Source organism: Bifidobacterium sp. LH_413, from assembly GCF_056357015.1.
In genome coordinates this window covers 86,132-106,246 of sequence record NZ_JBKEVK010000005.1, presented here as the reverse complement: position 1 = coordinate 106,246, position 20,115 = coordinate 86,132, and the positions used below count along the sequence as shown (strand labels likewise).

Sequence of the window (20,115 nt, the reverse complement as noted above, 5' to 3'; positions counted from 1 at the left end):
GCGCTTCATGCGGCGGCCGAGGGCACGGCGCGACACGCGCATGCGGGGCCGTGGCGGGCCCTCCGATCGCCTCGGGAGGCGACGGGAACGGCTCTCCGCACGCGTCATCGCGGTATTCCATTGTATTAGCACTCCCCCGTTTCGACTGCTAATCCGTTCGTCGCCAGCGTAGCGACACATATTGTGAACGCTAACAGAACAGAAGTTACCAAAACACGCCAAAATCACAACGCTACGTCGCGAAATGAAGGTAGCATGGGTAACGCAATGTGAGGGCGACAGCGCCCGGCACAAGCCGGATACGCGGCCCGACCAAGCGGAAGGAAAGACATCCATGACCGAATTCAAGGAGACCGAGCTGGACGAGCGCGCCATCAAGATGGCCAAGGTCCTGTCGGCCGACGCGGTTGAGAACGCCGGTTCCGGCCACCCCGGTTCCCCCGTTTCCCTGGCGCCCGTCGCCTACACCCTGTACCAGCACTTCATCAAGCATGATCCGAACGATCCCAACTGGGAGGGTCGCGACCGCTTCATTCTTTCCGGCGGCCACGCCTCCCTCACCCAGTACGTCCAGCTGTACTTCTCCGGCTACGGCGTGACCCTGGACGACCTCAAGCACTTCCGCGGCGGCGCCGACACCCGCACCCCGGGCCACCCCGAGTACGGCCTGACCCCGGGCATCGAGATGACCACCGGCCCGCTGGGCCAGGGCTTCGCCTCCGCCATCGGCTTCGCGTACGGCGAGCGCTTCCAGCGCGGCCTGCTCGACCCGAACACCCCGAAGGAAGAGTCCCCGTTCTACCACAAGATCTGGGCCATCTGCGGCGAAGGCGACATCGAGGAGGGCATCTCCGGCGAGGCCGCCGCCCTGGCCGCCAACCAGAAGCTCGGCAACCTGACCGTGATCTTCGACGCCAACCGCATCCAGATCGAGGGCGACACCAACCTGGTGCTCGCCGAGGACGTGCTCAAGCGCTTCCAGTCCTACGGCTGGTACACCGACGAGTTCAGCTTCATCCAGCCCGACGGCTCCTACAAGGAGGACGTCGAGGGCCTGGCCGACGTCATCGCCAAGGCCGAGGCCGCCGCCCCGGACCAGCCGAAGCTCATCAAGGTCCACTCCCTGATCGCCTGGCCGACCCCGGGCAAGACCAACGATCCGTCCTCCCACGGCTCCAAGCTGGGCGCCGAGGCCGTCGCCGGCCTCAAGAAGCTGCTCGGCTACGATCCGGAGGAGAGCTTCCACGTCGACGAGGAGGCCCTCGCCCACGCCCGCAAGGTCGCCGAGCGCGGTCTCGAGGCCCACAAGGAGTGGGACGAGAAGTTCGACGCCTGGCGCAAGGCCAACCCGGACAAGGCCGCCCTGTACGACCGTCTGAAGGCCGGCGAGCTGCCGGAGGGCTTCGACAAGGCCATCGACGACCTCGAGGCCACCTTCGAGGTCGGCAAGTCCGTCGCCACCCGTGGCGCCTCGGGCTCCGTCCTCAACGCCATCGCGGCCGTCATGCCGGAACTGTGGGGCGGCTCCGCCGACCTCGGCGGCTCCAACAAGACCGACCTCAAGGGCGCCGCCACCTTCGCGCCCGAGGAGTGCGCCACCAAGCAGTGGCCGGTCTGCAACGAGTTCGGCCGCCAGCTGCACTTCGGCGTGCGCGAGTTCGCCATGGGCTGCATCACCAACGGCATCCTGCTCGGCTCCCACACCCGTCCGTTCGGCGGCACGTTCTTCATGTTCTCCGACTACGAGCGCTCCGCCGTCCGTCTGGCCGCGCTGATGGAGATCCCGAACCTGTACGTCTGGACGCACGATTCCGTCGCCGTCGGCGAGGATGGCCCGACCCACCAGCCGATCGAGCACCTGGCCTCCTTCCGCGCCATGCCGCAGCTCGAGGTCGTCCGCCCGGCCGACGCCTTCGAGACCGCCGAGGCCTACCGCTACTTCTTCGAGAAGAAGAACACGCTGCCGACCGCCATGGTGCTGTCCCGCCAGGGTCTGCCGGTGCTCGCCGAGACCGCCGCCAAGGCCAAGGACGGCGTGCGCAAGGGCGCCTACGTCCTGGTCGACACCGAGGGCACCCCGGACGTCATCCTGCTGGCCACCGGTTCCGAGGTCCAGCTGGCCGTCTCCGCCGCCAAGACCCTGGCCGGCGAGGGCGTCAAGGCCCGCGTGGTCTCCGTCCCGTCGCTCGAGTGGTTCGAGGAGCAGGACGCCGAGTACAAGGAGGCCGTGCTGCCGGCCGCCGTCAAGGCCCGCGTCTCCGTCGAGGCCGGCGTGGCGATGCCGTGGTACAAGTACCTCGGCTCCTACGGCAAGCCCGTCTCCATCGAGCAGTTCGGCCTGCAGGGCTCCGGCTCGCAGAACCTCATCGACCTCGGCATCACCGCCGAGCACGTGGTCGAGGCCGCCAAGGCCTCCATCGCGGAAGTCGAAGCCGCCAAGTGATCCGGCGGGTGCCGCCGCCCACGAACGACGTGGGCGGCGGCACCCCTCCCCCAATCAGATTCAAGATTTGTTCCATGCGAAAGCGGCATGGAATGTTAGGAAGGAACACAATGACTGAAGCAACTCAGCGTACGTCCGACAACGGCGTCTCCATCTGGCTGGACGACCTGTCCCGCTCCCGCATCGAGTCCGGCTCCCTGCAGGACCTCATCGCCAACAAGAACGTCGTCGGCGTGACCACCAACCCGTCCATCTTCCAGAAGGCCCTGAGCCAGGTCGGCCCGTACGACGCGCAGCTCAAGGAGCTCGGCAAGGTCGACGTCGAGACCGCCGTGCGCGAGCTCACCACCACCGACGTGCGCAACGCCACCGACATCTTCCGTGAGATCGCCGAGAAGACCGACTTCGTCGACGGCCGCGTGTCCATCGAGGTCGACCCGCGTCTGGCCCACGAGACCGAGGCCACCGAGAAGCAGGCCGTCGAGCTGTGGGAGAAGGTCAACCGTCCGAACGCGATGATCAAGATCCCGGCGACCCTCGAGGGCCTGCCGGCCATCACCGCCACCCTGGCCAAGGGCATCTCCGTCAACGTCACCCTGATCTTCTCGCTCGAGCGCTACGAGCAGGTCATCGACGCCTACATCGAGGGCATCGCCCAGGCCGCCGCCAACGGCCACGACCTCAAGCACATCGGCTCCGTCGCCTCCTTCTTCGTCTCCCGCGTGGACACCGCGGTCGACAAGCTGCTGGAAGCCAACGGCTCCGATGAGGCCAAGGCCCTCGAGGGCAAGGCCGCCGTCGCCAACGCGCGCCTCGCCTACGAGCTGTTCGAGAAGAAGTTCGCCTCCGATCCGCGCTGGGCCGAGCTGGCCGCCAAGGGTGCCAAGGTCCAGCGTCCGCTCTGGGCCTCCACCGGCACCAAGAACCCGGCCTACTCCGACTGCAAGTACGTCGATGAGCTCGTCGCGAAGCACATCGTCAACACCATGCCGGAGAAGACCCTGAACGCGCTGGCCGACCACGGCAACGGCGCCCCGTCCATCGAGGGCACCTACGAGGAGTCCCACGCCATCATCAACAAGCTGGCCGAGCTGGGCATCAACCTCAAGGACGTCACCGACAAGCTCGAGGCCGACGGCGTCGCCGCCTTCATCAAGTCCTGGGATTCGGTCCTCGCCGACGTGCAGTCCGGCATCGACCGCGTCAACGGCTGAGACAGGCGCATCATGCGGACGCCCACGCGTCCACATAACGGCTGAATAGCTGGAACCACAAGACTCCCGACCGCATGGCCGGGAGTCTTTGCGTATATGGTGGGCACTCGGAAGACGCGTCGGGCGCACCCTATGGAAACGGCCCGCCCGACGCCGCACGATACGACACGACACGACGTCCGGAGACGGACCGACCGGAGCGAAGGAGGCCCACCCTCATGCATCTGACCGCAAGGCAACGTCTGGTGATGACGTTCACGTTCTTCTCGATGTTCTTCGGGGCGGGCAACCTCATCTTCCCGCCGTTCGTCGGCGCGCAGGCGGGCTCCGCCATCGTGCCGGCCGGCGTCGGGTTCATCGTCTCCGCGGTCGGCCTGCCGATCCTCGGCGTCATCGCCGTCACCTTCGCCGGCGGCTTCGACGCGCTCGCCTCGCGCGTCTCCCCCGGCTTCTCGCTCTTCCTCGGACTTGCGATCATCCTCACCATCGGCCCGTGCTTCGCGATCCCGCGCACCGCGACCACCTCGTTCGAGATGATGGTGGCGCCGTTCGCGTCCGGCTCCTCCAAATGGATGGCACAGCTCGCCTATTCGTTCGTGTTCTTCGCGCTGGCGTTCCTCTTCGCCCAGCACCCCGAACGCCTGTCCAAGGTGCTGGGACGCTTCATGGGGCCGCTGCTGCTCGCGCTCATCGTCATCCTGTTCGTCGCCTGTCTCGTCCACGGCGGCGTCGCACCGCATCCGAGCGGCGACTACGCGACGAACCAGATGGCCCGAGGCTTCCTCGACGGCTATCAGACGATGGATCTGCTCGCTGCCCTGTACTTCGGCATCGTCATCTCGGCGAACATCCGCGCCCAGAGCGTCGACGACGAGAACGAGGTGCGCCGCGAGACCGCGTTCGCCGGTCTCGGCACCGGCGTGCTGCTCGTGCTCATCTACGGCGCGCTGAGCTACGTGGGCGTCGTGTCGGGCGGTATCACGGCGATCGACTCCGCGACGGACACGGGCGCGACGGTGCTCACCAACCTCACCTCCTCCGTGTTCGGCGCGGCCGGAACCGCGTTCCTCGGCGTCGTGTTCGTCATCGCCTGTCTCAACGTGTGCACCGGCCTGATCTGCACGTGCGCCACCTACTTCCACACGCGGTTCCGCTCCGTCGCGGGGCATGGCGTGAGCTACCGCGCATGGCAGGTGGTCTTCACCGTGTTCAGCTTCGTCGTGTCGAACGCGGGTCTGAGCGCGATCATCAAGGTCTCCGTGCCGGTGCTGTCCGCCCTCTACCCGCTCGCCATCGTGCTCGTGCTGCTCGCGCTGACGCATCGCGCGCTCGGCGCGCGCTTCCCGCGCGTCTACCAGTGGACGATCCTGCTGGTCGCCATCCCATCCGTCGCCACATGCGTCGCCTCGCTCGCCGTCGTCTTCGGCGGCTCGCTGCCGTGGCTGGACGCCACGCTTCGGCTCCTCCCGTTGCAGGAGCAGCAGCTCGGCTGGCTCGTCCCCGCGGCCGTGGGCATGGCGGCGGGCGTCGTGGATTCGCTGGCCCGGAGGAGGGCCGCCGGCCGTTCGTGACGCATCCCGCCCATGGCGACTACTATGAGGGTGAGTCAACGAATCCCCGATGATGAACAGGAGCGTTTCATGGGTGAAGTGGTCACCGACAAGGACAGGGAATACGAGGCCGAGGAGCGTGCGAGCGCGCCGGGCGCCGACCAGGCGATGGCCGACCGTGTGAACAACCGTTCGCTGCGTCCGCGTTCCGAGGCGTTCAAGGAGTTCATGCGCTCCGGGTGGGCGGACGACGAGCCCGACATCGAGCCGCTCGAATCCTCGAAGTTCACGCCCGCACGCCTGAAGGCCCTGGGCGCGGCGTTCCCCGGCGAGCGTCTGGTGATTCCGGCCGGACAGCCCAAGGTGCGCAACAACGACTGCGACTACATGTTCCGTCCGGACACGGCGTTCGCCTACTACACGGGTCTCGGCGTGGACTACGAGGCGGGCGCGGTGCTCGTGCTCAACCCCGTCGACCCGGATTCGCCCGAGGCGAAGGCCGGCGAGACGCATGTGCCGGAGCTGTTCGTCGCCCCGCGCGCCGACAACTCCACCACCGACTTCTTCATGAACGCGCATTACGGCGAATACTGGGTGGGTCCGCGCGCCGGCCTCAAGGAGATGACGGCGATGACCGGCATCGAGACCCATGACATCGCCCAGCTGGCCGACGCCCTGTCCAAGGACGTCGGCGGCGAGGCGGGCGCGGTGCGCGTGCGCGTCATGCGCGAGACCGACCCGCGGATCACCGCCCTCGTCGAATCCGTGCGCGAGGCGAACGGCGCGGCCGACCCGGACCGCAACGCCGCGGCGGACGACAAGCTGCACGAGTTCACGTCCGAGGCGCGCATGGTCAAGGACGCGTACGAGATCGGCGAGATGCGCAAGGCGGTGGCGGCCACGAAGGCCGGCTTCGACCGCCTGCTCTCCTCCCTGCCGAAGGCGCTCGACAAGCCGCGTTCGGAACGCATCCTCGAGGGCGCGTTCAACGCGGTGTCGCGCGAATTGGGCAACACGGTCGGCTACGATTCGATCGTCGCCTCCGGCCCGCACGCCCCGATCCTGCATTGGATGCGCAACACGGGCGTCGTGAAGAGCGGCGACATGCTGCTCGTCGACGCCGGTGTCGAGGTCGATTCGCTGTACACGGCGGACATCACCCGCACCTTCCCGACGAACGGCAGGTTCACCGATCTACAGAAGCGCCTCTACCAGGCCGTGCTGGATTCCCAGCAGGCCGGTTTCGAGGCGGCGAAGCCGGGTGCCACGTATTCGGACATCCACCACGCCTGCATGCGCGTGATCGCCGAGCGTCTGCACGAGTGGGGCCTGCTGCCGGTGGACGTGGAGGAATCCCTCTCCCCCGAGGGCCAGCAGCATCGCCGTTGGCTCGCCTGCGGCGTGGCGCACCATCTGGGCCTCGACGTGCACGACTGCGCGCAGGCGCGTTTCGAGTCCTATCAGGGCGCGCCGATTCGTCCGGGCATGATCTTCACCATCGAGCCGGGCCTGTACTTCCGCGAGGACGATCTGCTCATCCCGCCGGAGTACCGCGGCATCGGCATCCGCATCGAGGACGACGTGCTCATGACCGAGGACGGTCCCGAATGGATCTCCGCCGGCATCCCGAAGCGAATCGACGACGTCGAGGCATGGATGCGCGAACGCGCCGAGGCCGCCGGGAAGGACCTCGCATGACCACGCCGCAGTTCATCCTCGACCTGAGAAAGAAGATCGGCCACGATCCGCTGTGGCTGATCGGCGTGACCGGTTGCGTGCTCGACGACCGGGGCCGCGTGCTGCTCGGCCGCCGTTCGGACACGGGCGAGTGGGCGATGGTGTACGGCATCAACGAGCCGGGCGAGCAACCGGCCGACACGGTGGTGCGCGAGATCAAGGAGGAGACGGGCGTGGACGCGGTCGTCACCGATCTGGTGGCGGTCACCTCGGACACACGCGTCATCACCTACGCGAACGGCGACAACGCGCAGTACATGGACCATTCGTTCCTGTGCTCGCTGAAGCCGGGAGGCAACGCCGAACCGTTCGTCGGCGACGACGAAAGCCTCTCCGTCGGCTGGTTCGCCCTCGACGAGCTGCCCGAGCCGCTGGCGAGGAGCACGGTGGAACGGCTGAAGCTGTTCCGCACGTATCTGGAGAACAAGGCGAAGGGCGACGCGCACGCCCTGTTCCTGTTCGACGGCGAACGCCGATGAACCGCGCGGCGCGGGAGCGCGTCTTCAGGCTGTTGTATCCGACGGCGACGCTCTCCCGCGCCGCGCTGGGCCGGCTCGCCGGACTGTCGCGCGCCACCGTGTCCGACGTGGTCAACGGCATGATCGACGAAGGCCTCATCCGGCGTACCGGACGGGAAGCGGGATCCGACGGGAGCGGCAGGCGCGCCGCGCTGCTCGGCATCGACACGACGCGGCTATACGCGATCGGCGTCACCGTACCGCCACGGAGGTCGCGGAAGCCCTCCATCGACGGCGCGCTCACCGATCTGAGAGGCGTTCCCCGGAACCATATGGGCGTCGCCCGCCCCGCGGGTCCCGATGACAAAGGGATCGTCGACGCCGTCGCACGGCTCGTGGACCGTCTCCGCAACGACGCGGACGGCATCCCGGTCATCGGCGTCGGCGTCGCCGTGCCCGGAACGAATGACGAGGACGACGGGACGGTCTCCGGACTCGAGGCACGGCTCAGGAGCCGGATCGAGGCGGAATCCGGCATCCCCGTGACCGTGGTCGCCGGCACGGTCGCTTCCGGCACGGCCGAACGCTTCTTCGACGACGTCGGCCCGAATCTCATGCTCGTGAGATTGGACGACGGCGTCGACGCGGCGACGTTCATCGACGGCGTTCCCGTCGGCGGCGGATACGGGTCGGGCGTCCGCATCGGCCGCATCTCCCTCGATCCCGATCACGGGCTTCCCTGCCCCTGCGGCGGGCGCGGATGCCTGGAGACGATTCTCGGCGCGCCGGCGCTCAGGGAGCGTCTGGACGGAGCGGATGATTCCGGCCGGGACGCGATCCTGCGCGACGCCGGTTCGCGCCTCGGCTCCGCCATCGCCCTGACGGCGGGACTGCTCGCTCTCGACGACGTGCGCGTGCTCGGCCCCGACGATGTCGTCGGCGACGGATTCCTCGATGCGGCGCAGCAACGTCTGGACGCGATGACCTCCTCCCTGCCATGCGTGCGTACGCGTATCCGGCGATGCCGGTACGGGGCCGACGGGGTCCTGCGCGGTGCGGCCATCGCCGCGGTGCTGCGACGTCTCGCACCGTCATCGCGGTGAGTTTCCCGATGTAATAGCACTTTTCGCCGCGCGACACGCAAACGTTTTCGCAACACGCCGAACAAATCTTAATTGCGTTCATGTATTAACCGCGTTAATATGTCCACGAAGTTCAGATTCAACGGCGAGCGGACAGCCACTCAATCGCGCAAGGAGGTGTCGAGATGAATAGCAGTACCCAAGCGAACACCACGGCATCCCAGGCGACGGTGGCGGAATCCAACCGTTCCCGCGTGCTCCAGCACCTGTATCACAACGGCGTCAGCTCCAGGGCGCAGATCGCCAAGGCGTTGGGCCTCACCCCCGCCGCCATCACCAAGATCACCGCGCAGCTCATCGAAGCCGGCGCGATCGAGGAGACCGGCGACATGGAGGGCGCGAAGAACCGTCGTTCCATCGGACTGACGCTTGACACCGAACGGTTCCACATCATCGGCGTCAAGTTCGCACGCTCGCTCGTGCAGGTCGGCGTGTTCGACCTGTGCGGCAACGCACTCGGCCTGGAGGATCTGCCGCCGGTCACCAACGAGACCATCGGCGAGGCCGTCAGGCTCATGCACGTCCGCATCGAGTCCCTGCTCGACGCGGATCCGTCCATCATCGCCATCGCCATGGCCGTCCCCGGCCCGTACATGCGCGACGAAGGCCGCACGGCCGTCGTCTCCTCCATGCTCGGATGGCGCGACGTCAACTTCATCGAGGAATTCGGCCACGCCTTCCGTGTGCCGGTGTTCATCGAGCAGGACGCCCGCGCCGGCGCGCTCGCCCACTACCTGTTCGATCCCGAATCGCACGGGGAGGACGACATCTCCTACTTCCTCGTCGGCGAGGGTGTGGGACTCGGCGTCATCGAGAACGAGCGCATCATCAACGGCGCCCTCGGCGCCGCCACCGAGATCGGCCACGTCTCCATCGACATCGACGGCAGGCCGTGCGACTGCGGCAACCGCGGATGCCTCGAACGCTACTGCTCCACCCCCGCCATCCGCGAGATGCTCATCGAGGAGGGCGGTCCCGTGCCGCACGCCGAGCTGATGAGCAACACGGAGGCGACCCGCGCCCTGTTCTCGCTCGCCAGGGAAGGCGTCGACAAGGCCGTCGAGATGGTACGCCGCATCGGCCGCTACATCGGCTACGGATGCGTCAACATCTTCAACACGTTCAATCCCCGGCTCATCATCATCGGCGACATCGTCTCGGAAGCGGGACGCCTGCTGCTCGACGAGGTGATCGCCACGGTGCGCAGCCGCTCGATCCCGGAGATCTGCGACTCCACCGAAATCAGACTGTCCACCATGCCCACCGACGCGACCGTCTGCGGCGCCGCGGCGGTGGCGGCCACCCAGTTCCTCGACCATCCTTCGATGTTCTTCGACCTGAGCTGACCGCGAAACCCAAGATTTCCATACGGAAAACCAATAGAAGGAAAGGAACCATCATGTCCAAGCCCATCGTTCTCTCCCTCGGCGAGCTCCTGTGGGATATGCTGCCCTCCGGCAAGCGCGCCGGCGGCGCCCCGGTGAACTTCGCCTACCATTCGATGATGAACGGCGCGGACGGCTACTCCGTCTCCGCCGTCGGCGAGGACGAGCTCGGCGACGAGCTGCTCGCGGAGACCGCCAAGGCCGGCATCCACGCCGTCATCCAGCGCAATGCCTGGCCGACCTCCACCGTCGAGGTCGAGCTCAAGAACGGCATCCCGGAGTACACGATCGTCAAGGGCGTCGCCTGGGACCACATCCTGTACACCCGCCAGCTCATCGACGTCGTCAAGCAGGCCGACGCCGTGTGCTACGGCACCTTGGCGCTGCGCTCCCCCGAGTCCCACGCGACCATCACTGAGCTGCTCAAGCACACCAAGCCGGGCGCGATGAAGTTCTTCGACATCAACCTGCGCGGCGACCACTACTCCAAGGAGCTCATCGAGGAGCTGCTCGGCGTCGCCACCGTCTTCAAGATCAACGACGAGGAGCTGCTGCTCCTGCGCGACATGTTCGACATCCGCGGCACCTCCGGCGAGGACGCCTGCCGCTGGTTCCTCGAGCAGTACGATCTCGACTACGTGATCCTGACCGCCGGCTCCGCCTACTCCACGATCATCTCCAAGAACGGTGAGATCTCCACCGTCGACACCCCGCGCGTCGAGGTCGTCGACACGGTCGGTGCGGGCGACTCCTTCTCCGGCACCTTCACCGCGCGCATCCTGCTCGGCGACACGCTCTCCGAGGCGCACCGCAAGGCCGTCAACACCGCCGCCTTCGTGTGCACCCAGAACGGCGCCTGGCCGGAGTACCCGGCCCAGATGACCGACTACCTGGCCGAGGCAGGCAAGTAAGCCGCGCCACGACCCGCGGGAACGGTCCGCGCACGACGGGTTCCACCCGATCGGCGGATTGTTCCGACACCACCTTTCCTGGCATAGAGCCCGATATCCGGCGACGTCCGTGCGACAATGACCGCCGCCCGCCCGTCGTCGGGTATCGGGCCCACCGCTGACGCCAGGCAGCCATAACTGAATATCGAATATCGACAATTTCGTCAGTCTCATTACAGGAAAAAGGGAATTATTACAATGAGCAACGAAACCGCCAAGACCGGCAACGCCGGATTCGCGAAGATTCTTCCGGTGATGTTCGCCTTCTTCGTCATGGGCTTCGTCGACCTCGTCGGCACCGCGACGAACTACGTCAAGGGCGAGTTCAACCTCGCCGACGGCACCGCGAACCTGTTCACCACGATGGTGTTCTTCTGGTTCCTCATCTTCTCCGTGCCGACCGGCATGCTGATGAACAAGATCGGCCGCCGCAAGACCGTGCTGTGGTCCATCCTCGTCACCCTCGTGGCCATGGCCCTGCCGATCATCGCCTACGTCGCCCTGTCCGGCACGCCGCGCCTCGTCCTGATCGTCATCTCCTTCGCCTTCCTCGGCATCGGCAACACCCTCATGCAGGTGTCCCTCAACCCGCTGCTGACCGTGTTCGTCAAGGGTGACAAGCTCGCCTCCACGCTGACCACCGGCCAGTTCGTCAAGGCCTTCGCCTCCCTGTTCGCCCCGTACATCGCCATCTGGGGCGCCACCAAGCTGAACATGTGGTGGATCCTCTTCGTGATCTACTTCGTCGTCGGCATCGTCGGCTACATCCTCCTCGCCTTCGACAAGATCGACGAGCCCGCCCCGGACGCCGGCACCACCACCATCGGCCGCTGCTTCAAGCTCCTGTTCTCCGACGGCATCGTGTTCCTGTGCTTCCTCGGCATCGTCGCCCACGTGGGTGTGGACGTCGGCATCAACGCCCAGGCCCCGCGTATCCTGACCGAGCACACCGGCGACACCTACACCGCCATCGCCGCCACCGCCACGATGGTCTACTTCATCGCCCGTATGATCGGCTGCTTCACCGGCGGCATCGTGCTCCAGAAGATCAGCAACAAGGTCGGCCTGCGCATCTGCGGCGTCATCATGACCGCCTCCGCCGTGTGCTTCGCGGTCTTCGCCCTCGTGCAGGACAACCCGCCGGTGTGGCTGTTCTGGGTCGCCGTCGCCCTCGTCGGCTTCGGCAACTCGAACGTGTTCTCCCTGTTCCTCTCCCACGCGCTCATGTACCGTCCGGACCGTCAGAACGAGATCTCCGGCCTCATGCTCATGGGCCTGATCGGCGGCGCGATCTTCCCGCCGATCATGGGCGTCGCGGCCGACGCGGCCGGCCAGTTCGGTGGCATCCTCGTGATGGCCGTCGGCTGCCTGTACGTGCTGGTCATGGGCTTCGCCTACAAGGTGCTCGAAGGCAAGAAGGCCGAGGCCTGATTCCTTCCCTGACGTGAACGGTCCGAGACCGCGCGTCTGAACCGCAAGGGGGTGGGTCTTTCCCGGAAATGATTTCCGGGAAAGACCCACCCCCTTGTTCGTGTGCTCCTCCACGGCGCGGAAACCGTCGCGGTCGCAGGTCTCATCTCCGCACGCGCAGCGTCGCCAGCTGGAACGGCCCGAACGCGAGCGGCGCACCGCCTCGGCCCGCCGTCACCTCGCCGTCGAGCGCACGCGGCAGGTCGGGCGCGGGCGGCTCCCCTTCCGTCAGATCGGTCTCCGCGACCACGCATCCGTCAAGCTCCGGGTCGAGGCGCAACGTCGCCCGTGCCCGGCCTCCCGCCGCCTCGTACAGGCGCAGGACGATGTCGCCGGAACCGTCGTCGGCGGGTTTCACCCAGTCGTGCACGACGACTCCCCGCACGTCGTCGAGCACGACGAGCGGCGGGACGGCCGCCGCGCCATCGATGTCCGGCGTGTTGAGCCGCGCGGCCTCGGTGAGCGTCGCCGGCATGTCGGCGGCGGCGAGCACCGACCAGTCGAACGTGTGCCGTCCCATGTCGGTGTCCGGGTCAGGGTAGCGCGGCGCGGACAGCAGCGATGGCCGGATCATCACGCCGCCCGCACTCCCCCGCACCGGGTCACGGCGGATCGACGACACGTCGGCACCGTAGGTGGAGCCGTTCACAACGGCGACCGCATAGCCTCCATCGGATTCGGCGACGCGCACGAACCGGTGCGTGCAGCTCTCGTATGCGGGGTTCTCCCCGATCGGACCGGCCGTGACCGGCCGTTCCACGAATCCGTACGGACATTCGAACCGCGCACGGTCGGCGTGCACGGCCACGGGGACGTCGACCTTGAGCATACGTTCCGGCGCATGCCAGTCCACGTCGGCATGGAAGTCGAGTGCACGCGCACCGGGGCGTAGCGTGACGCGCGTGCGTATCCGCACGCCGTCCGCCGCGGTCTCGGCGACGGCCTCCGCCGCGCCGTCTCCGGTTGCGGCGACGCCGATGAGCGCGCCGTCCGCGAGCGGCGTCACGGTGTCGAACGCGTCCCGTTCCAGCTCCCATGCGTCCCATTGCGACGGCTCGTCGCGCAGCAGCTCGTAGCGGCCGAGGGCCGTTCCCTCGGGCACGATCTCGCGATCCGCGGCGAGGTCGATCAGGGAGTCCACGGTGCCGTCCACGGCGATGTGCGCGCGGAGGAGTCCGTTGTCGAGCGTCGTGCCGTCGGCGTCGCGAATGATGTGGACGGCGCGGACGCTGCGCCCGTCGCCGTCGTGCGAATCCTTCCGACCATCCCCATTCCCATCTCCATCCCCGTCCGTGGCCGATGGGCTGTCGCCGCCGTCGCCGTGCGCGGCGAGCAGGTGCGTGGTCTCCGTCGCGATCGCCCGCAGTCGTGCGATGTCGCGCGCATAGGCCTCCCGCGCCTCGCGGTGGACGCGGGCGATGCCGGTGCCGGGCAGGATGTCGTGGAACTGGTCGGAGAGGAGCCGCTTCCAGATGCGGTCGAGCTCGTCGCGCGGCGGCGTGTAGCCGGGGACGCGTACGAGCGCGGTCGCGGCGAGACGGTCGACGACGCGCAGCAGGGATTCCTCCTCGCGGCAGCGTCGTTTCATCTCCTGCTGGGCCGTGGTCGTGCCGCGATGGAGTTCGAGGTACAGTTCGCCGCGGTGCACGGGCGCGTCGTGTGCGTCGTGTGCATCGCCGACGATGTCGCGCCGCAATGCGGCGAACAGTCGGTCGGGCGTGCCGAAGCCGACCCGAGGCGCGCCTTCGAGGTCGTGCGCGCGGCGGATCCGCGCGGTCATCTCGCGGGTGGGCCCTCCTCCCCCGTCGCCGTGCCCGTAGAGGATGATCGCGTCGCCGACGAGGTTCTTGTCGGCGAGGTCGCGTTGCGAGCGCATGAGCTCGTTCATCTCCATCGTGGAACCGTAGGTGGCGGATGGCGGCATGTGCGCGAGGATGCGCGTGCCGTCGATGCCCTCCCATAGGAAGGCGTGGTGGCGCGGCCGGTCCGTGTCGTTCCAGGAGAGCTTGCCGGTGAGGAACCAGTCGAAGCCTGCGCGGCGGGCGATCTGCGGCAGGCCGGCGGCGAAGCCGAACGAGTCGGGCAGCCAGACGCCGTGCGGACGTACGCCGAGATGTTCGCGGAAGTAGGCGAGTCCGGTGGTGAACTGGCGTACCAGCGATTCGCCGGCGGGCATCATCGCGTCGGATTCGACCCACATGCCGCCCACGGGGACGAAGCGGCCCTCGTCGATGCGCCGGCGCATCCGGGCGAACAGGTCGGGGTGGTCGTGTTCGAGCCACGCGTAATGCCGGGCGGAGCTCATGACGAACGTCATGTCGGGATCCTCGTCCATGAGGGCGAGCACGTTGGCGACGGTGCGCGCCACCTTGCGCCGGGTCTCGCGCATCGGCCACAGCCATGCGGTGTCGATGTGCGCGTGGCCGACGGCGACGTGCCGCACGGCGCTCGGCGCGGCGGGCGACGCGAGCACGCCGGCGAGTTCCCCGCGCGCCTGCGGGACGCTTGCCGCGCGGTCGCGTTCGTCGTAGGCGTCCAGCGCGCGGCGGAGCGCCCCGGCGAGCCGCCATCGGCGCGGATCGTCGGCGGCGAGTTCGCGGATGAGGCCGGACACGGTTTCGAGATCCATCATCAGGGCGTGCAGGTCCCGGTCGAACAGGGTGACGTCCACGCGGTTCAGCGCATACGGCAGGTCGCGCACGCCGGTCGGGTCGCCGCCGAGCGAAGTGGGCGCGTATCCGCCCGCCTCGCTCAGGTCGGGGTTGCACGCGGCTTCCAGGTAGAGCGTGAACCGGCCGTCGGCGTCGAGTCCGGCGATGTCCGTGCCGTCGGCGCGGACGAGCGGCACCCATCGGTTGCGCGGGTTGACGGCTTTGACCGCCGTGCCGTCGGCGCGGTAGACGAGTCCCTCCGCCTGGAATCCCGGCCAGTCGGGACGGTTCCAACCGAGGTCGGCGACAAGTTCGACGTCATGGCCGCGTGCGGCTTCGCGGTCGACGTGGCCGGATATCTCGAACCATGTGGTCCCCCAAGTCGTCCCCCACGGCCCGGGCACGGCGAACGGGCGGAATCCAGCCGTTCCCGCGCGGGCGCGCGCGAGGAACGCGTCGGCGGGTTCCGGTTCCCCGGGGTTGGCGGCGGCGCGCACGTCGCATGGGGCGAGCGTGGCGTGGACGTATGGCGCGATGCGTTGCGTGACGACGCGGTCGCAACGCGCAAGCTGGTGTTCGATATCGAGCGGCATCGTCCTCCACGATACCAGCGTCTCTTATAGATTTGTGCCTTCCCTATCCCCGAATCATGCTCTACCGTCCATAAACATTGTTAGTTGAATAAGCTATCTCAATATAACGACATGAATAAAAATACGTCTATTTTATAAGCATCGCACAACGATGCGACAACAAGCTCTAAAAATATCCATAGACGATACCGTGAATCATTTCAGTGAAGTATATATAACCATATAATCCACTTCCATCTTTAATGGGATAAAATAAAACGGCACCTTAAAATTATGCAACAAGAAATGAAGACAACCTCACCTGTTTACAATAATAGTACCAACAAGCCAAGATTACATAAATCTTCAATCATCAGAATGAGTTATCCAATTTATAAATCGACCAAGGTATAAACGGATGTGACTTGACTTTGTTCTGCGTTTCGCCTCTTGATGGGAGACTAGGAACATGACCGGAAAGACCCGTTATACGAAGGAGTTCCGAGCGAAGACGCTCAGGCTTCTTGAGGAGCCTCGTGCGGATCATTCGTCGGAGACGAGGGCCGTTGGCCTTGGTCTCGCAGAGTCTGTGGATCCCGCCCGAGACGTTACGTAGGTAGAGGAACGAGGCCGATCGGACGACCGGAGCACAGTCCGCGGGCGGCGTGGAGGAGACGGTCGCAGAGCTGAAGCGTCTCAGAACGAAGGACGCGGAATTGAGGAAGGCGAACGAGATCTTGACGACGGCGTCGGTTTTTTCGCGGCTAGGCTCGACCCGACACGGCGTTGAAGGCCGCATACATCGACGTGTACCGGAGCTGTTTCGGAGTCGGGCCTATCTGCGAGGTGCTGTCCGCGGCGCTGGATTGCGGGTTCCTGACTGCCTGCGGCCGCTGGGACCGGTCAGCCGTACGACAGCGCGCCACGAGGCGTTGGCGCGTGACATCGTCATGATCCGCGAGGACGGGTTCATGCGCATGTACGGGGTACCGGAAGGTATGACGGTAGCTCGTCCAGTAGGGATGGGCCCCGTGGGAGGTCGGCCACGACCGGGTCGCCCGCATCTCATGCGCGGGCTCGGTTTCCAGGGCGTACGAGGCGGCAGGAAACCGGTCACCACGGTTCCCGCCAAGGGCCGTGGCGGCAGGCTTGATCTGGTTGGAGCGCAAGTTCTTCGTATCAGCGCCGAACCGTCCGCACGTCGCCGACATCACCTACCGTGCGTCTGGCTGACGGACCGTTCGCGTGCGTCGCGTTCGCCGCCGGCGCGTACGCCAGGAGAATCGTGAGCTGAGCGGTCGTCTCGACGATGCGCCCCGAGAAGTCACTCCCCGCAGGCGTTGAGCCAGGCCGTCATGCAGGCGCGCCTCCATGGCGGGGCGGCCGGGTGCGTGCGCCACTCCGACCACGGCTCGCAGTACGTCAGTCTGGCGTACTCCACGCACGTGGCGGACGCGGGCATGTTCCCCTTGACCGGCACGGTCGGCGACTCGTATGACAACGCGCTGGCGGACCAACAACACGTACAAGCGCGAGCTGATCTGGGTCAAAAGGCCGTACCGGACGGTTGGGAAGCTAGAGTATGCGACGATGCGGTGGGGTCTCGTGGTACAACACAAAACGCCTGCACGCCTCCCTAGGCCACTGGACACCGGAAAAGGCCGAGAACGAGTATCATCGACAGCAGACGGCATAAGAATCAGACCACTTCAACTAAGCATGCGAGAGTACGAGATCCATACAAGCAAAATACATAGAAACTGCCGCATTTCGCTGATTATAAATCTTCGAAAGATTTCTAGTCTTAATGAAGGAATGATAGTACAATAAACACGAAAGGTTAAAAATGAGAAACAAGCCTATATTGAGAGATAGCCCTATACGGCGTCTTGCTCGAGACCTTAATATAGAATATCCAATCGAACCCGATTATATTATTTTCAAACCAAAATTCTGGCTATTTTGCATATCCGTCATATTGACAATCATCGGATGGATTAATGCAAACAATACTGCTCTTAACGCATTGGCCTTCATGTTTGCTGGAATTTTTTGGGGAATGATGGCTGAGCCAATCGGCAAACAGATAGTCGAAATTTTAAACAAGGCGGAAGTCAATGCTGTTTCATCCCCCAAAGAACACCTTACTTCAAGTCTTCTTCGAGCGACTGATTTAGATAGCAATCATGATGCATACCTTCTTTCCAAAGAAGGAATAATCCCACTTGGCCCCACTCATTTTAAGAAACGGATTATGATACTACGTTTTAGAAGTATTGCCAAAAGATGGAAATCCTTATATAAGGATAAAGACAGAATACAAGATCCTCGTCACCCTGATTTAGATCCGGTCATAGAAACTCCTTCAGCAGCTGACTATTGGTCTATAACAAACGACAACCTTGAGACAAAAATTAGACGCTGGCTACACTGCGGAAGAAAGCAATTCCAAAAGACCAAACTTATCGCCGGCTTTATTCTTTTAATCATCTCTTCCTTGATTCTAGAAGCATTGTGCAGTAATTTCGTCAGAAACATCGAACGTAGATACCGAGAATGGAAAGGACGGCGATTACTACTCACCATTGGAAAGTATTTATTCTTGTTAGAATATGGCAACTTCGAAATTATTGATTTGATTGTGGATTTCGGCATGATACATCATCTGAACATCAGTCAATATGACATTTCTGAAGGTCGTCATGTTGACTATACTTCAATAGAAATGCCCACGGATGATTTCCAATAGATTTTGGTAAACAGCGAGTTTGAATGAAATATTTGCAAATAGCTCACTAGATACGTCAAAGGAAGCGAGGGACCCTATGATGCAATTCGCAATTTAACTCGATATTGATATCAATATTTTTAATTATCTGCTTTCAAAAGACTCGATAACCACAACAGACGTCTTCAGCATTCAATCAGGCAAGCTCTGACACCAAGTTCAGCATACATTATTGCTTGCTTAAGACAGATACATGATGTAAATCAACAAAGAGAGTTAATCGCGCCAATAGGTATGGCCGTCGAGATGCCGTTTTGTCTACTTGACACCGCGAAATTCTTCACCCATTACCATGTTTGGTAGGTCCCGGTGGTCGGGGCCGGGTCGCCGGTTCCGGTATGACTTTCCTGCCCTGTCGTTGATGATCCGGGGGGGGTGTTGTCGCCGGGAGCGGGGACGTTCGATGACCGCTGATAGGAACCAGGCCGGCCGCATGGACGCGTCGGGGCGCATGGCCCAGGTCTCTCCGTAATGTGGATGCGGCACGGGCGTCCGGACTCCATCGACCGAGTCACGGCGGCCGACGGAACATCCCCTGACGGGAGGAACGATGATGAGCCCGGACGACATCGACGTGTGGGTCGGCCTGGACGTGGGCAAGAGCGCGCACCACGCGTGCGCCCTCGACCGCGACGGGAACACCCTATACGACAAACCGCTGAAACAGGACGAGAACGCCATCCGCACGATGCTGGAACGCCTCTGCGGACACGGCCGCGTGCTGCTGGTCGTCGACCAGCCCAACACCATCGGCTCCCTGCCCCTGACCGTGGCCCGGAGCATGGGCGTCGCGGCCGCGTACCTGCCCGGAACGGCGATGCGCCGGACCGCGCAGCTCCTTCCCGGGACCGCGAAGACCGACCAGCGCGACGCGCACGTGATCGCGTGGGCCGCGCTCAGGCTCCCCGAGAGCCTCAGGGACGCCGGCCCGGACGACGAGACCCTCGCCGCCCTGAAGCTGCTCGCCGGCCATGACGAGGACCTCGCCCACGAATCCACCCGCCACATCAACCGCCTGCGGAGCCTGCTCCTGCAGACCCACCCCGCGTTCGAACGCGCCCTCAAGGGCGACCGCATCGCCCGCGACGCGACCCTCGCCCTGCTCGAGCACTACGGCGGGCCCGCCGGCATGAAAAAGACCGGCATCGACCAGGTCAGGGCGTGGGCCAAGGACAACAAGCTGCGCGCCGGGACCATCATCGACGACATGTTCGAGGCGATCGGCCGGCAGACCGTCACCGTGCCCGGCACGCTCACGGCCGAGACCATCATCCCCTCGATCGCCCGCGACATCAAGACCATCAAGGACCGGCGGCGCGACCTCGCCGCGCAGGTCGAAAGGCTCCTGGAGGACCACCCTCTTCTCCGGGTCCTGACGTCGATGCCCGGGGTGGGCGTCAGGACCGCGAGCAACATCCTCCTCGGCATAGGCGGAGACGTCACCCGCTTCAAAAGCGCGGCCCACCTCGCCACGTACGCCGGCATCGCCCCCGTCACCAGCCAATCCGGCACCAGCATCAAAGGCGAACGCCCCGCCAGAGGCGGCAACAAACGACTCAAGAACGCATTATGGCAATCCGCGTTCGTCGCATCCACCAAACACCCATCCTCCATCGCCTACTACAAACGCAAACGCGAACAAGGAAAACACCACAACGCCGCCGTCATCTGCCTCGCCCGACGCCGCTGCGACGTCATCTACAGCATGCTCAAGAACGGCACCCTCTACCAGGAACCGACCCTCGCCGCCTGAAC

General features: G+C 64.8%; 12 protein-coding genes and 1 pseudogene. 12 read left to right on the top strand and 1 reads right to left on the bottom strand.

The genetic code is table 11. The annotated features are described in order from the left end of the window. Window positions 1-334 precede the first annotated feature (334 nt). The 9 genes from tkt to AC1AYN_RS08565 all read left to right on the top strand — a co-directional run bounded on the left by tkt (window position 335) and on the right by AC1AYN_RS08565 (window position 12,310). On the top strand, window positions 335-2,443 hold the full coding sequence (gene tkt / locus AC1AYN_RS08605; RefSeq protein WP_476502378.1) for a transketolase: 2,109 nt from the start codon (window positions 335-337) through the stop codon (window positions 2,441-2,443). A 110-nt stretch (window positions 2,444-2,553) separates the two neighbouring features. Then, on the top strand, window positions 2,554-3,657 hold the full coding sequence (gene tal, locus AC1AYN_RS08600; protein WP_476502377.1) for a transaldolase: 1,104 nt from the start codon (window positions 2,554-2,556) through the stop codon (window positions 3,655-3,657). Window positions 3,658-3,875: 218 nt separating this feature from the next. Next, window positions 3,876-5,228 carry a branched-chain amino acid transport system II carrier protein gene (gene brnQ / locus AC1AYN_RS08595; protein ID WP_476532936.1) on the top strand — a complete coding sequence of 451 codons (1,353 nt, stop codon included), beginning with the start codon at window positions 3,876-3,878 and terminating at the stop codon, window positions 5,226-5,228. Window positions 5,229-5,297: 69 nt separating this feature from the next. Beyond that, entirely contained in the window at window positions 5,298-6,905 is a 1,608-nt protein-coding gene (locus AC1AYN_RS08590; RefSeq protein WP_476532935.1) for an aminopeptidase P family protein, read from the top strand. Beyond that, window positions 6,902-7,423 carry an NUDIX hydrolase gene (locus AC1AYN_RS08585; RefSeq protein WP_476532934.1) on the top strand — a complete coding sequence of 174 codons (522 nt, stop codon included), beginning with the start codon at window positions 6,902-6,904 and terminating at the stop codon, window positions 7,421-7,423. Before AC1AYN_RS08590 ends, AC1AYN_RS08585 begins: the two co-directional genes overlap by 4 nt. Further along, window positions 7,420-8,505 carry an ROK family transcriptional regulator gene (locus AC1AYN_RS08580; protein WP_476532933.1) on the top strand — a complete coding sequence of 362 codons (1,086 nt, stop codon included), beginning with the start codon at window positions 7,420-7,422 and terminating at the stop codon, window positions 8,503-8,505. Before AC1AYN_RS08585 ends, AC1AYN_RS08580 begins: the two co-directional genes overlap by 4 nt. Before the next feature lie 164 nt (window positions 8,506-8,669). Continuing rightward, window positions 8,670-9,890: an ROK family transcriptional regulator gene (locus AC1AYN_RS08575; RefSeq protein WP_476502372.1), complete on the top strand. Its 1,221-nt coding sequence runs from the start codon at window positions 8,670-8,672 to the stop codon at window positions 9,888-9,890. 53 nt (window positions 9,891-9,943) lie between these two features. Then, a complete protein-coding gene (locus AC1AYN_RS08570; RefSeq protein WP_476502371.1) occupies window positions 9,944-10,840 on the top strand; it encodes a carbohydrate kinase family protein in 897 nt (298 codons plus the stop codon). A gap of 237 nt (window positions 10,841-11,077) precedes the next feature. Beyond that, the gene (locus tag AC1AYN_RS08565; RefSeq protein WP_476502370.1) at window positions 11,078-12,310 is read left to right on the top strand and encodes an MFS transporter; all 1,233 of its coding nucleotides are present in this window, start codon (window positions 11,078-11,080) and stop codon (window positions 12,308-12,310) included. Window positions 12,311-12,452: 142 nt separating this feature from the next. Here the strand turns inward: AC1AYN_RS08565 and AC1AYN_RS08560 are convergent, their stop codons facing one another. Further along, window positions 12,453-15,593: an alpha-mannosidase gene (locus AC1AYN_RS08560; protein WP_476532932.1), complete on the bottom strand. Its 3,141-nt coding sequence runs from the start codon at window positions 15,591-15,593 to the stop codon at window positions 12,453-12,455. Between the two features lie 448 nt (window positions 15,594-16,041). Between AC1AYN_RS08560 and AC1AYN_RS08555 the strand changes: the two are divergent. The 3 genes and pseudogenes from AC1AYN_RS08555 to AC1AYN_RS08545 all read left to right on the top strand — a co-directional run. Next, window positions 16,042-17,264: pseudogene (locus AC1AYN_RS08555) on the top strand (transposase family protein); the annotation flags it as partial. Window positions 17,265-17,418: 154 nt separating this feature from the next. Continuing rightward, a complete protein-coding gene (locus AC1AYN_RS08550; RefSeq protein WP_476532931.1) occupies window positions 17,419-18,321 on the top strand; it encodes a hypothetical protein in 903 nt (300 codons plus the stop codon). A gap of 589 nt (window positions 18,322-18,910) precedes the next feature. After that, window positions 18,911-20,113 carry an IS110 family RNA-guided transposase gene (locus tag AC1AYN_RS08545; protein WP_476532930.1) on the top strand — a complete coding sequence of 401 codons (1,203 nt, stop codon included), beginning with the start codon at window positions 18,911-18,913 and terminating at the stop codon, window positions 20,111-20,113. The last annotated feature ends 2 nt before the right edge of the window (window positions 20,114-20,115 follow it).